14 protein-coding genes and 1 pseudogene are annotated in these 13,599 nt (G+C 55.4%); 2 read left to right on the top strand and 13 right to left on the bottom strand.

Translation table 11 applies throughout. The features are described 5' to 3' along the window. Positions 1–156: 156 nt before the first annotated feature. The 4 genes from ACSBQV_RS03280 to ACSBQV_RS03265 form a co-directional block, all read right to left on the bottom strand. Positions 157–648, bottom strand: a complete 492-nt coding sequence (locus ACSBQV_RS03280; RefSeq protein ID WP_033643018.1) for a nuclear transport factor 2 family protein — start codon at positions 646–648, stop codon at positions 157–159. A 9-nt stretch (positions 649–657) separates the two neighbouring features. Further along, positions 658–1,110: a MoaF-related domain-containing protein gene (locus ACSBQV_RS03275; protein ID WP_099783007.1), complete on the bottom strand. Its 453-nt coding sequence runs from the start codon at positions 1,108–1,110 to the stop codon at positions 658–660. A gap of 310 nt (positions 1,111–1,420) precedes the next feature. Then, the gene (locus tag ACSBQV_RS03270) at positions 1,421–1,855 is read right to left on the bottom strand and encodes a glyoxalase (RefSeq protein ID WP_099783002.1); all 435 of its coding nucleotides are present in this window, start codon (positions 1,853–1,855) and stop codon (positions 1,421–1,423) included. A gap of 18 nt (positions 1,856–1,873) precedes the next feature. Next, the gene (locus ACSBQV_RS03265) at positions 1,874–2,743 is read right to left on the bottom strand and encodes a helix-turn-helix domain-containing protein (RefSeq protein WP_099783000.1); all 870 of its coding nucleotides are present in this window, start codon (positions 2,741–2,743) and stop codon (positions 1,874–1,876) included. A gap of 178 nt (positions 2,744–2,921) precedes the next feature. Here ACSBQV_RS03265 and ACSBQV_RS03260 point away from each other — a divergent pair, with 178 nt between their 5' ends. After that, positions 2,922–3,839 (top strand): DMT family transporter, encoded by a 918-nt coding sequence (locus tag ACSBQV_RS03260; protein ID WP_099782998.1) that lies wholly within the window; start codon positions 2,922–2,924, stop codon positions 3,837–3,839. Positions 3,840–3,893: 54 nt separating this feature from the next. Further along, positions 3,894–4,790 carry a PhzF family phenazine biosynthesis protein gene (locus ACSBQV_RS03255; protein WP_089194727.1) on the top strand — a complete coding sequence of 299 codons (897 nt, stop codon included), beginning with the start codon at positions 3,894–3,896 and terminating at the stop codon, positions 4,788–4,790. A 66-nt stretch (positions 4,791–4,856) separates the two neighbouring features. On the opposite strand, the gene ACSBQV_RS03250 is transcribed toward ACSBQV_RS03255, so the two are convergent. From ACSBQV_RS03250 to ACSBQV_RS03210, 9 genes and pseudogenes are all read right to left on the bottom strand, one after another. After that, the gene (locus tag ACSBQV_RS03250) at positions 4,857–5,237 is read right to left on the bottom strand and encodes a hypothetical protein (RefSeq protein ID WP_099782996.1); all 381 of its coding nucleotides are present in this window, start codon (positions 5,235–5,237) and stop codon (positions 4,857–4,859) included. A gap of 75 nt (positions 5,238–5,312) precedes the next feature. Further along, complete coding sequence (locus tag ACSBQV_RS03245) at positions 5,313–5,780, bottom strand: hypothetical protein (RefSeq protein WP_099782994.1); 468 nt, start codon at positions 5,778–5,780, stop codon at positions 5,313–5,315. A gap of 1 nt (position 5,781) precedes the next feature. Next, positions 5,782–6,111 carry a hypothetical protein gene (locus ACSBQV_RS03240; protein WP_016927797.1) on the bottom strand — a complete coding sequence of 110 codons (330 nt, stop codon included), beginning with the start codon at positions 6,109–6,111 and terminating at the stop codon, positions 5,782–5,784. Between the two features lie 31 nt (positions 6,112–6,142). Continuing rightward, the gene (locus ACSBQV_RS03235) at positions 6,143–6,448 is read right to left on the bottom strand and encodes a hypothetical protein (protein WP_241900240.1); all 306 of its coding nucleotides are present in this window, start codon (positions 6,446–6,448) and stop codon (positions 6,143–6,145) included. A gap of 107 nt (positions 6,449–6,555) precedes the next feature. Then, a complete protein-coding gene (locus tag ACSBQV_RS03230) occupies positions 6,556–7,014 on the bottom strand; it encodes a hypothetical protein (RefSeq protein WP_072270938.1) in 459 nt (152 codons plus the stop codon). A gap of 163 nt (positions 7,015–7,177) precedes the next feature. Further along, positions 7,178–7,546, bottom strand: a complete 369-nt coding sequence (locus ACSBQV_RS03225) for a hypothetical protein (protein WP_197783095.1) — start codon at positions 7,544–7,546, stop codon at positions 7,178–7,180. Positions 7,547–7,560: 14 nt separating this feature from the next. Beyond that, a pseudogene (locus ACSBQV_RS03220) lies at positions 7,561–8,814 on the bottom strand (RHS repeat domain-containing protein); the annotation flags it as partial. A gap of 225 nt (positions 8,815–9,039) precedes the next feature. Continuing rightward, positions 9,040–9,369 (bottom strand): barstar family protein, encoded by a 330-nt coding sequence (locus tag ACSBQV_RS03215; RefSeq protein ID WP_048323379.1) that lies wholly within the window; start codon positions 9,367–9,369, stop codon positions 9,040–9,042. Then, on the bottom strand, positions 9,369–13,598 hold the full coding sequence (locus ACSBQV_RS03210; RefSeq protein ID WP_099782992.1) for an RHS repeat-associated core domain-containing protein: 4,230 nt from the start codon (positions 13,596–13,598) through the stop codon (positions 9,369–9,371). The genes ACSBQV_RS03215 and ACSBQV_RS03210 overlap by 1 nt, the downstream gene beginning before the upstream one ends. Position 13,599: the final 1 nt, after the last annotated feature.

Raw genomic sequence — 13,599 nt, 5'->3', positions numbered from 1 at the left:
AGCGCCTCAAGCAGTGGCGGGACAATGACGCCCATCAACCGTGCCGCCACTGCCAAAGGCGGCCGTAGCCTACTCGACGCGATGAGCGTTTGGTATTTATGTAAGTAAATAAAGTGTTGCAGGCGCGTAGAGGGCCGCCGCAGCGGCCCTTTTGCATCAGAACATGGTGTTGTCGTTGGCCGATTTTTCCGGCACATCCTGATTGACGTCCCAATGCTCGGTGATTTTCCCCTGATCGTTCACCCGATAAATATCCACGCTGGCGGTGCCGCGATCCTGCGGGTTATTTTGATATTTGACGTGAACGTAGACCAGGTCGCCGTTGACCGCGCTGCGGTATATTTTAGCGCTGTACTGCGGGTTGTCTTTGAAGGTCTGGCTGAAGAAATCGAGGAACGGCTTGATGCCGTCGCCGACGAACGGGTTATGCTGCTTGTAGTTTTCCACAATCAGCTTCCGCGCCACGCCGATGTCATGGCGGTTGAAGAAACCCGCGTACAGATCTTCCACCACCTTCAGCTTTTGCTGAGCATGATGATAACCGCCCTTGCCGGCCGATTTGTAAGACGCCGCCTGATCCGTTGACAGCGCCGGGTAACTCGCCAGCAGGCCGCCGACGATCGCACAGGTGATCAATGCCTTTTTCATAACTGCTCCTTAGTTTCCTGAGTGACCTACGATTTTCAGCTGCCCTTTCAGATGGGTAAAGCTGCCGTCCTTGGCGGCGATGTTGGTGTACACTTCGCCGCGCTCGAAGTCCTCGATATGCGTCACGTTGTCGCCGGACTGCGGCTCATGCCAGTAGACCATGTAGACCTTCGGTCGAATTTCCACCGCGGTGTACTGCACGGTATCGGTGATGCCCTGCGACGCCTCGCCGATGCCGGTGAAGGTCATGGTCTTGTCATCGGTAAAATCCAGCTTGAAGGCGAAATCGCCAAAGGTCACCTGCACCACTTTACCAACCGCAATAAACTGCCCGTGTTTTTCCGTCATCGTCGCCGCCTTACTGTTTGTCAGGGAGGTTTGCGCCGCCGTAGCGGCAGGCAATGCCAGGGGGAAAGTCAGGGCTATCGCCAACGCGATGCCCGTTCGCTTCACTGTTTTCATCGTTCCTTCTCCTTTCCGTGGTTGAAAACGAGAATCATTATTATTTCTTAACGGTTAGCGGAAATATAAGAATAATCTCTATTCCCATCAGGCACCTGACGACGCCAAAAGAGGGTGAAAAATCGCCGTGAAATGGCGTGGCAATAGCGCGTTCTGACCCCTGGTTTTTACGCAATGAACGGGATTACTGTTTTCAGGATGAGGGATAGCTCGGGGATTCGGTAGGTCTATAGCGCAGATAGCTTTAAGCTAATGCGAATTTGTTCTTAAGCCGCCCGCCGCAGGGAAACGGCGGCGAACGGCGCGGCGTTTAACGCAGCCAGGGCGTATAGGTGACGCCAACCAGCAACCCTTCCGGGCTGAGCAACCGGGTAACGCTTTGCCCCCACGGCTCTTCACGGTTGGCGACCAGCAGCCGATAACCGCGATCGATTAGCCCTTGGGTGGCTATCGCCATGTCGGCCACGTCAAATTCGATCCACGCCTGCGGCGCCGCGAGATCCGCCGGCCAGCGATCGTCGCCAAAACAGGACTGCGCCGCCTGCGCCAGCGGCCACAGGGCGAAGTGTTTCACCCCGTTCAGCGCGCCCTGCTCGGCCAGCAGATAGCTCTCGTTGCCCGGCATCGGCTTAAGCGGCAACCCCAGCGCCTCGACATAAAACGCCTTGCTCGCGTCGCTCTCACGCGTGATCGGCCCGAATCCGGCGACGAACAACACGCCCAGGCTCGCAAATTGTTGATCCATGCTTGCACTCCCTTCCGGTTAGCGCCCCTGCCGCACCTGCAGCGGAGCAAATCCATAGGCCGCCTTGAAGCGGTTGCTGAAATGGCTGGCGGAGCTGAAGCCGCACGCCAGTGCGATCTCGGTGATCGGCTGTTGGCTATGCCGCAACAGCTGTTCCGCCCGTTGCAGCCGCGCACGCATCACGAACTGGTGCGGCGCCAGGCCGGTGGCGTGCTTGAACATGCGGGCGAAGTGGTACTCGCTCAATCCGGCCTGCGCCGCCAGATCGGCCAGCAGCAGCGGCCGATCGAGATGGCTTGCGATATATTCCCGCACCCGCCTGGCTACCGCGGGGGCCAGGCCGCCGCGCGCCGTCGGCAGCGTCCACTGCAGCTGGCTGTAGCGTTGGATCAGGTGCGACATCAGCAGGTTCGACGCGCTGCTGAGCGCCAGCAGATTGGCGCTGTCCCGCCAGTCGCAGTTAAGCAAAAACTGGCGATACAGCAGCGTAATTTGCGGATCTTCGCCAAAGCTGCGCGGCTCTACGTTGATCGCCACCGGGCTGCGATCCCAGGTTTGCTCCGCCAGCCGGCGCAAATGCCCGTCGGTGCAATACAGATGCACGAACGACAGATCGCTGCGCACATCCCAGGTAGATGCATACTGGCGCGGCATGATGCAGAACCGATCCGGCCCGCCGCCGTTGCGCCAGCCGCCCGGCACCTGCTGGTAGCACTCATAGCCATCGGCGACGTACAGGCTCAGGGTATGGTGGTCGGCGCTTTCCTGCGTGACGCGATCGTTGCAGTTGGACCAGGCGGCCAGCTCCACGCCGGTGCCCAGCAGCACGCGGCCGTGCAACCGCGCTTTATGCTCACGCAGTGTTTCAAACGCCTGATAGTTGGACATCGTCGGCCCCGTTGTTCGACATGCCGACAGTGTAAAGAGTGGCGCCTCGGCATGCCAGCGGCCGCCCCGCGCTTTTGGCAAAAAAAGCGCAAGAATATGCAACTGGGCGCAAGGCGCTGCAAGCGCGGCCGCAAGCCAAAGCGGATACTGCGCCATCGGCTTTTTCGGAGTGAATAGAATGAATGCGCTGTTGTACCTCGCCGTGGTGCTGATTTGGGGCACCACCTGGATTGCGATCACCCTGCAACAGGAAGGCCCGGTGGCCATTCCTGTCTCGATCGCTTACCGCTTCGCCATTTCCGCCGCGGTGATGTTCGTCGTCTTGGTGTTGCTGCGGCGTCTGCGCCGCATCGCCCCCCGCGATCATCTGTTCTGCGTGCTACAGGGCTGCTGCGTGTTCGGTTTCAACTTCTTCTGCTTTTACCACGCGGCGGCTTATATCAGCAGCGGGCTGGAATCGGTGATCTTCTCGATGGCGGTGCTGTTCAATGCCCTCAACAGCCTGCTGTTTTTCCGCCAGCGCCCCAGCCCCAACCTGCTGCCGGCGGCGCTGCTGGGGTTGACCGGCATCGTGGCGCTGTTCTGGCAAGACCTGGCCGCCACCCACATGGCGCCGGAGCTGCTCAAAGGCATCGGTCTGAGCGCGCTCGGCACCTACGGCTTCTCGCTGGGCAATATGATCAGCGCGCGTCATCAGCGCCGCGGGCTGGATATCTTTTCCACCAACACCTACGCCATGACCTACGGCGCGATGCTGATGGCGCTGATCGCCCTGGCGCAGGGCGCATCGTTCCAGATCGAATTCAGCAGCCGTTATATCGGCTCCCTGCTGTACCTGGCTGTCTTCGGATCGGTGATCGCCTTCGCCGCCTACTTCAGCCTGCTCGGCCGCATCGGCGCCGGCGCGGCGGCTTACAGCACCCTGCTGTTCCCGCTGGTGGCGCTGACCATCTCGACGATCTACGAAGGCTACCAGTGGCACTTCAACGCCGTGCTGGGGCTGTGCCTGATTCTGCTGGGCAACCTGGTGATGTTCGCCAAGCCGGGGCTGAGGCGGCGACGGGCAGGTATGCCAAAACAAAATTCAACCCTTTGAAGCCATTGGCGAATATCGTTATCATCAGGTTTTATTGATAACGGATGATGGCCAATGCTCAGAAGCGATGATGTGACACCCCGCGCCTACAAACAGGTGGACGTTTTCACCGCCACGCCGCTGCTCGGCAATCCCGTGGCGGTGGTGCTGGAAGCCGAAGGGCTGAACGACGCGCAGATGCTGGCATTGGCCCGTTGGACCAACCTTTCGGAAACCACCTTTGTGCTTAAACCGACGCACCCTGCGGCGGATTATAAGGTGCGCATCTTCACTACCGAAAAGGAGCTGCCCTTCGCCGGCCACCCGACGCTGGGCACCGCACACGCCCTGCTGGAAGCCGGATTGGCGCCTAAACGCCCCGGAACGGTGATGCAGGAATGTGGCGTCGGCCTGGTGGCGATCAATATCCTGCCGGAAGGCGCATTGGCGTTCGCCGCGCCCGAAGTCAGTTTTCGCGCGATGGCGGTTGAAGAAACAGAACGGCTGATGGCCGCTTTACAGCCGGCGGTGATTGAAGCCGATACCCTGCCGGTTATTGTCGACATGGGCATCCGCTGGCTGATGATGCGCCTGCCGGATGCGCAATCTTGCCTGGCGGTGATGCCGGATCAGGCCATGATCGAACGGTTGCAAACCGCCTGTGATGTGGATGGCGTAGTGATTTATGGCGCCTGTTCCGCGGCCGAACCGGCAGATTATGAAATGCGCGCATTTATGGTGGAATGCGGCGCCTTGATCGAAGATCCGGTAACGGGCAGCGCCAACGCCTGCCTGGCGCGCTTGCTGAAGGCCAACCGCTTCCCCGACGGCGACCGAACCGCGCAGGGCTACCTGGTGCGCCAGGGCACCCAACTGAAGCGAGATGGCCGCGTGAGCGTGCGCTTTATTGACGGCGAGCCCTGGATCGGCGGGCAGTGCTGCACCCTGATTAACGGCACATTGGGTATTTAGTTTGGGGATGTAGGATAAGGAAGGCGTTGGACATTTGGAGGGGTGTTTACCCTATCGGATCGCGATTCATGAATTGCTAAAAACAAAGCTTTCCTCTGCTAAGTTATGTTCTTTCCTATGTTGCACATCCCAGTCAAAGTAGCCATAAGGCTGTTTGGATTCTACGCCTTTCAGCCAATACTGTTCACCATAAGCTATCAGCATTGCCCAATGATATTCAATTTCATGGCTCCTGAGACAGACAGCCGTATAACTGTTGATAGGCTTGCACACTAAGCTCGATGATAAAACCAATAACTCCGCGTCACTTTCAGACTTTTGCGCATATTTAACAATGATCGCTTTAAGCATTTCCACCCAAGTATAAAAATTGAAAACTACAGTTTCATTCGAGTCATTCTCATCTCGAAAAAGGATACCATCAACCAGACTAGATTTGTTAATCATTGGTAATCTGCATCAAATTAAAAACTCATTGATTATTAGGCTTAATACTAATGATGTCAATTAGAAAAATATCACTCATTTATTTTTCAGAAAAATATCATTGTCAGCGATACCGAAGTCAAGATAAAAACCCAACGTGGACTTTATATGCAGCCGACCGTTTAACCTTATAACATCAAGAAATGGGTTAGAGGTCGTAGAGTACATGAACCATTTCAATTTATTATACTTATCTGCTCTGACAATAAAACCATCACTCCCCATTTCGCCCTCCCCGCAAAATAAAACGTCACCATCAGGAAGCAATACCTTGTTGTTTATTTGAATTTCAGACCACAAATCATCACGTTTCTTAATGAATGAGCTTAACGAAATAACACTCCCATATGAAATGCCATACTCCTTATTAAAAGTATTTTTGAAGCCATCACTTTCTTCAGAGTAAATATTTATCTCTCTTGCTGTATTGTTTTTACTTGCGATGAGATCCACTCCAATTAACTGACCATGATCCCATTTCTCTTGTATTTTCTTGATATCCATTTTACTTCCCGCCAATTATTTTATCAATTTTTGACCGCCACAAAAGCACCCACCTATTTTCCAATGCCACAGAGTAGTTTTCAATTAAATAATAGTCATTTTCATCATTATGGGATGTAAAACACTGATCAACACCATTGACAATCCATGATAGCAAATTTAAAACATCCTTATCACATTCGTTTTCTTTTAAAAATGCCCCTGAATTATTTATTAAGTCACTTAACAGCTTTTCATCAAAGAACGACCTCTCAAAAAGCGAGTGGCAAAAAGTCCCTTCAATCAAGTCATTTTTGTTATTCATAACATCAAGCTTTAATTCCTTGCTCACATTGAACTCCTAATCATTCCATGGTTTTTTTCTATGAAATCAAAAAGCAAAAAAAACTCTTTGGCTCTAAATACAGTGAATTTTCATGGTCACCATCTTTATAGCTGACGATGAACACTGAGAACGGTTCTTCACTATAATTCACTGCAATTATTTTAACTTCCCGTTCAGTTTTAAAAGCTTGTGAATAGATTGACATCATGGAAAATTGATCATCCACATCTACTTCAAACCACGGAGAGATGTTTTCAACTAAATGTGAATTAACAACCCCATCATCATCAATGTAAAATTCAAATATAACCTCACCGGATATAAAGTAAACCCTGTCATACATCGGATGAAAAACCGGTGGTGTATCCGAATCTATGTAGCCAGTAACAATTATATCACCACCCCATATTTAATTATATTCTCACTAAATTCACTCATATGTTCCATAAGCTAACGCCAGAATGAAAAATCAGATACGAAAATTTCGTTTATTATCACCCCGCCAGGAATATCGTTTATCGCATCGGCAATCTCATCATATGGGCATGGGAGGATAAACGAAATACCAAAGTCATCATTAATAACTATTGAACCATTGTATATTTTCTGTGATATCGTCAGCTTGATTATATCTGTTATTTCCATTCCGGGGAATATGATTCCATTGTAGCCCCCTTGGTAATGAGCATTACATCCAAGTGACAAAATGACACCGTCTTTATCAGTTATGACGGATAAGGTATTATCGGCTGTATATGACTTTCGCTCACTCCCGTCAGGTAGGGAGTGATTTTTAATCTTAACGCTAAATCTGGATTGCATCTCATTAATATATAATGAAATATTTTCATTTAGAACGACGTTCCCTATGGAAACACCAGACACAATCCTAGCGTTAAAATCAATCATGTTAGATACCGTAATATAAAATGATTTATCAATGTTTATGGATGGATATTTCAAAATTATCAAACCTGCTTTTAGATACTTTTTTACTCTAGATATTTAGAACCGACTGAGAATTGTCGGCTCTAACGCAGATTTAGAAATAGTTACATTGTTAACGTGAACACTAAGAGTCAGGATAGACGACTCTATAATCCTCATCCCTATGAAGCTTAGTCCAAATTCCATCCTTCCACTTCACATCTCCATCTCTTAGTATTTTTTTTATTTTTCTCTCAAAGTCTGGATTAAAAAAATCATTAGATTTTATTTTCACGTCGATCACATGATTATCATCACAAAGAACATCCCCTAATCTATCAACTCTATCTATAACCTCTATATTATAATCATCTAGTTCTGCTTTTGCCACATAGCGCCCCTTATCATCTTCACAAGGAAGTGAAACACCAAACGCCCTTTCCAGCTTAATAAGCAGCTTATCAAATGGAATGTCTTCCAATAATAAAATACCTAATTGCCTATTCTCGTTCACAGCCACTCTCCATTTCATGAACATCCGGAACGCCCTAACCTTCTTTGGACGTCGCCTTTTCTAGCCAGATCATCTAACTCATGGGTGTAGAACACCCTAAACCCAAATGGTTCATTTCTTAACCCTGGGAATTTCTGCCTTAACTTCGAATCGATAGACTCCTCTATTGATTTCATCCCCCCAAGCTTAGATGCGTCCCGGCGTCTGTTCCTAAACTCAGGTGAACTCGCTAAGTAATCCGACTTAATAAATCCATCAACATCGAAATCATTCATGTTAATAGGTCTAGCAATCGCAGGATCATGGGACTTACTTATTCCACTTGCAGCACTACCTCTATATCCAACGGTTGCGTTTGGATCTATCTTCTGTATAGCAGGAAGATGTTCCAATAGAATCTCATCAATTTGTTGCTGAAGGCTATTTAAGCCACTAAGTCCTAGAGGATCTATCCATCCCAAAGGATTTGGAGCATATCTATACAGGTTCAACCCGCCGCGCAACCCTATCGGATCCTGCGTGGTGAAACGCCCCACCTCGGGTTCGTAGTAGCGGAACAGGTTGTAGTGCAGGCCGCTTTCGTCGTCCTGATATTGCCCGGCGTAGCGCAGCGGCTGCTGATATTGCGCGCCCTGCCGCTTCGCCGCGCCGGCCACCGTCTGGCCCTGCAGCTTGCCGAAGGTGTCGTATTGCCCGGACCAGCACAGGTTGCCCGCCGCGTCGGTCACTTCCAGCGGCGCGCTGTTCAGATCGGTGTGATACCAGTAAATATCCGCCGAGCGGCTGTCGCCCGCCTGCTCCAGCGCCGCCAGCGGGCTCCACGGGCTGGCCGGATCGTAGCTCCAGCTGCGGCGGCTGCCGTCGTCGCGCTGCTCCTGCAGCAACCGATAACCCTGCCACAGGAAACGGGTCGTCTGTTCGGTTTTGCCCTTGTAGCGCACCGCCTTGCGGCTGCGGCGGCCCAGCGCGTCGTAATGATACTGCGCCTCGAACTCGCCCTGCGGGCCGCGGCCGTGCGCCTGCACCAGCCGGTTGTCGGCGTCGTAGCGGTAGTGCTGTTCGTACAGGCCGTTGCGCCGGCTGATCAGGTTGCCCCAGGCGTCATAACGGTAAAACAGTTTTTGCCAGTGCGTCAGGCGGTTATCGGCGATCGGCACCAGCGGCAGGTGCGCGTCGATGTCGCTCTGCGGGCTGCGTTCGCCCAGCAGGTTATCCGCCAGATCGTACACCAGCCGCGCGCCCGGTTTGCTCTGATTGGGCTCGCGGTGTTACAGCAGACTGCCTGCTCTACAATAAATACTTGGAATATTTAATTTCATATATTTTTTAAAGAGCTGGGCATTGTTTTTTCACGACTTAATTAATCAAAGAAAGGATTCCTATGAACGTTCTGGCTTCATCATCTCTATGAAATTTACTTTATCTAGATATATCTAGCGTTTAATCGCCAAGTAATAGTCGAGAAGCCGTGAAGCCTTTTCGACTATATCAAGCTACCTCAACAATAAAACAATCGAAGGCTCCTGGCCTTTTTCTTTGCATTTTAAGCTTACATTTTCAATAGTGAATATTAATGTTTCCTTTATTTCCTCTGATGCTAAAGAGAAGTGATGAAGCTCCATTAATAAATACTCAGAAGCTGCTACATGAATCTTCGTCATTTCATCTTGCGGATAGCGCAAGCTGAAAAAACAATCAATTAATGCATTGATATTCCTACCAAAAAAATCAGGAAACCCAAATAAACCAGACAACTCAGTATAAAAATCATCCAGCGTTTTTATCTTGGCAAAATCTATTTTGACTTTCCGCCCTATTTCCATTATTTCCACCCTCCAAGATCGATCTCTATAAACGAATCATAATGATCATGAGTATAATAAGCTTTACCTGTCTTCGTATCAACTACCACACGCCTCGCTCCATTCCCACCTACATCTGGTGTCTTAACAGTCCATTCTTTATATGGTCCACTACCAGTGTTAAGACGCTGGCTATTAGAGTTGCCAATAGAGTGCGTATTGCTAAATGTTGTTCCATCATTTGAATAATGAGGTTTGTTTAATTTAATTCTATCAACTGTGTTTTGTAGCTCACGCATATCTCTTTTAGACATTGCGTGCCCCCATTTATCTTTAATGACCGCATGTGCCTGCTTAGGATTTTTAGCAGAATGGCTACATGTCAACCCCAACGGATCCACCCACATCAGCGGGTTCGGCGCATACTGATACAGGTTCAACCCACCGCGCAGCCCTATCGGATCCTGCGTGGTGAAACGCCCCACCTCGGGTTCGTAGTAGCGGAACAGGTTGTAGTGCAGGCCGCTTTCGTCGTCCTCGTATTGCCCGGCGTAGCGCAGCGGCTGCTGATATTGCGCGCCCTGCCGCTTCGCCGCGCCGGCCACCGTCTGGCCCTGCAGCTTGCCGAAGGTGTCGTATTGCCCGGACCAGCACAGGTTGCCCGCCGCGTCGGTCACTTCCAGCGGCGCGCTGTTCAGATCGGTGTGATACCAGTAAATATCCGCCGAGCGGCTGTCGCCCGCCTGCTCCAGCGCCGCCAGCGGGCTCCACGGGCTGGCCGGATCGTAGCTCCAGCTGCGGCGGCTGCCGTCGTCGCGCTGCTCCTGCAGCAACCGGTAACCCTGCCACAGGAAACGGGTCGTCTGTTCGGTTTTGCCCTTGTAGCGCACCGCTTTGCGACTGCGGCGGCCCAGCGCGTCGTAATGGTACTGCGCCTCGAATTCGCCCTGCGGGCCGCGGCCGTGCGCCTGCACCAGCCGGTTGTCGGCGTCGTAGCGGTAGTGCTGTTCGTACAGGCCGTTGCGCCGGCTGATCAGGTTGCCCCAGGCGTCGTAACGGTAAAACAGTTTTTGCCAGTGCGTCAGGCGGTTGTCGGCGATCGGCGCCAGCGGCAGGTGCGCGTCGATGTCGTTCTGCGGGCTGCGCTCACCCAGCAGGTTATCCGCCAGATCGTACACCAGCCGCGCGCCCGGTTTGCCCTGATTGGGTTCGCGGTGTTGCAGCAGGCGGCCCTCGGCGTCGTAACCGTAGTGCACTTCGCCGCGCAGCGCGTCGCTCACCCCGGCCAGCTCGCCGCGGCCGGTGTAGCGATAAGCGCGCCACAGCACGCCGTCTTCCGGCCGGGTCAGTTTGTCGTGACCGAAGGCGCTGCTCTGCCAGCTGCGGCGGCCCAGGGCGTCGTAACGCCGCTGCTGCTGCAGCGCGCCCTGGCTGCGGCCGGTTTCCCGGTGCAGGCGATCGCGGGTGAAGTCGCTCACCACCTGCTGGTTGAATTTGATGGCGCTGGCGTGGCCGGAACCGTAATACAGCCACTGCAGGCGATCGCCCTGGGGCAGCGTCAGCGCCTGCAGGTTGGCCAGCGCATCCCATTGGTATTGCAGTTCGCCATTCACGCCCTGCTCGCCGAGCAGCCGCCCGGCGGCGTCATAGCGCATCTGCACGCTGTCCGGCTCGATGCCAAGCGCCGCGCCGCTCGCCGTCGGCAGGCGGTTCAGCTCGCGCAGCCGCCCCATGGCGTCGAAACGGTAATGCCATTCCGCGCTGGCGTTGCCGCGCCAGACCAGTTGCCCGGCCTCGTCGAAGCGGAAGCGCTGTTCGCGCTGCGTCAGCTCGCCCGCGCTGCCCGGCAAGCCGACCTCGCGGTGCTCCTCCAGCAGCCCGGCCGCGCCGTAGCGATAATAATGGCGGGTGTCGTCCGGGCGCTCTTCGGTCAGCACGCGGCCCACCGCATCGTAGCTGAAGCGGTATTCGCCGCCGTTGCCGTTCTCCAGCCGCGTCAGCCAGCCCTGCGGGCTGTAGTGATAGCGCCGGGTGCGGTTGATGCGATCGGTGATGCTGACCGGCAGCCCCAGGGCGTTGTACTGCCAGCGGGTCAGGCTGCCCAGCGCGTCCTGATGTTCGGCCAGCTGGCCGTGCGCGTTCCAGTTAAAGCGCTCTTCGCCGCCGTCCGGGTGGATCAAGGTATGCAGGCGGCCGCCGTTATCCCACAGGTAGCGCGTCTGGTGGCCTTCGGCATCGGTCTGCGTCGTCAGTTGCCCCAGCGCATCGTAGGTATAAGCCGTAACGCTGCCGGAACAGTCGGTGTAGCGCGTCAGCTGGCCGCGGGCGTCCCACTCCAGCTTCACTTCCCCGCCCAGCGCGTCGATCACGCTGGCCGGCAGGCTCTCTTCGTCATCTGGATAGCGGTACAGCGTGGCATTGCCCAGCGCATCGACATAGCGCGTCGGGCGCCCCAGCGTGTCCCAGTGCTGCGCTTCGCTGCTGCCGTCCGGGTAGGCGACGGCGAACAGCCGGCCGCTGTTGCGCGAATATTGATAGCGCGTCACGCGGCCGAGCGGATCGGTCTCCGACAGCAGGCGGCCGTAAGGATCCCATTCGCTCCGGCGCTGCGCGCCGCCGGGCAGCAGCACGCTGCACAGTTCGCCGCGTTGGTAGATAAAGCCGTAGCGGCGCTGGTCGAAATCGGTGTACTGCGCCACGTTGTCGTCGTCATCCAGCCGCCACTCCGCCCGTTTGCCGTCGCCGCGCACCGCGCTGCGGCGCCCCCCGGCGAAGTCATAGCCGAACTCAAGGGATTCTCCGGCGCTGTTGCGATAGGCCGTCACGCGCGGCACGCCGTCGATCTCTTGCCATTGGTATTCGTTCAGCAGTCCGGCGGCGTCCTGGTGGCTGATCATCAGGCCGTCGCGCCAGCCAAAGCGGCGCGTCACCTCACCGGCGCGGTTGCTCACCGTCGTCAGTTGGCCCTGCTCATCGTAACCGTAGCGCGCCAGCGTCCGTTCGCCTTCGGCGGTTTGCAGCGCCACTTCGCACAGGCGGCCCTGCGCATAGCGGCACATCAGGCGCTGCCCGGCGCTGTCCACCAGTTCATTCAGCAGCCCCTCGTCGTCGTAGAACAGCGAGGTGGCGTTGCCGATGGCGTCGGTGATCATGCTGAGCCGGCTCGGCCGATCGCCCGCCAGCGGCGGATAGTGGAAAATCTGTTCGCCGACGTCAAACAACTGCCAGCTGCCGTCGTCGTTGTGCATCAGCCAGCATTTTTCGGCTTCGCAATAGGTTTTGTGGCCGCGCGGCACCCTAGGGAAAGCGACGAAGTCGCCGGAAGGCGCGCGCCACACCAGGCCGTCCTGATACGGCTGCAGGCTGCTCTCCCAGAACAGGTTCCAGCCGCGGCCCAGCACGCCGTCGCCGGGGTTGCCGCTGCGCCAATAGCGCTGCCAGGCGACCGGCAGGCGCGATGGCAGCACGAAATCGAGATCGTCTTCGCCGTCGAGGAATTTCTGGCCGCTGACGATATCCACCGGCCGGGCGATAATGCCGACGGCGGCGGTCGCGGTCATCAGGGTGCCGGCTCGGCAGGCGATGCGCGCCAGTTTGTTGATACCAGGCAGTTTGCCCAGCAGTTTGCCGAGCGCCCCCAGCTTGCCGGCGGCGCCGCCCACGCCGCCCACCAGGCCGGCGAACAGCAGCGTCAGGTCGGAGACCTTATACAGCCAATCCGGCACTTCGGGCTTGATCGGCAAGGTGGTGACGGTGCCGCCGCCGATAAACACGTTGGGCGAACCTTCCATCACCTGCGCGTCGCAGTTGGTTTTGTCCCCCACGCGCGAGGCGGGCTGGCCGTTGATGCTGACCTTGTCGGAGCCCTGCGCCATCTGCATGCTCGGGCCGTCGTCGCTGCAGGCCACCTGGCTGTTGGTGGCGAGCGCGGCGGGTTTGCCGTTGATGAAGACGTTGGGGGAGCCGGTGACGATATTGCCTTTTGGGGTCAGGCTACCGGCACCGGCGTCGGCAATGCCGTCGCGCGCCGCGGTGGCCGCCTCCCCGGTGAGATACCCCACCGCCAGGCTGGCGCCAATGAGCAGCACGCCGACGCCGATACAGGAAGCCGCCAGGCCGGCGACGAACAGCGCACCCGCCGCCAATGCGCCTGCGGCGGCGATCAGGCCGCCGACAAGGGTGCCGGCAATCATGCCGGCCAGGGCATGGGAATGCCCGATGGTATCGCCGACGCGGGCCGCTTCGGTCATC

This window comes from Serratia sp. B501 (genome assembly GCF_051172315.1).
GTDB lineage: Bacteria > Pseudomonadota > Gammaproteobacteria > Enterobacterales > Enterobacteriaceae > Serratia > Serratia ureilytica.
This window is presented reverse-complemented; position numbering and strand designations above follow the sequence as displayed.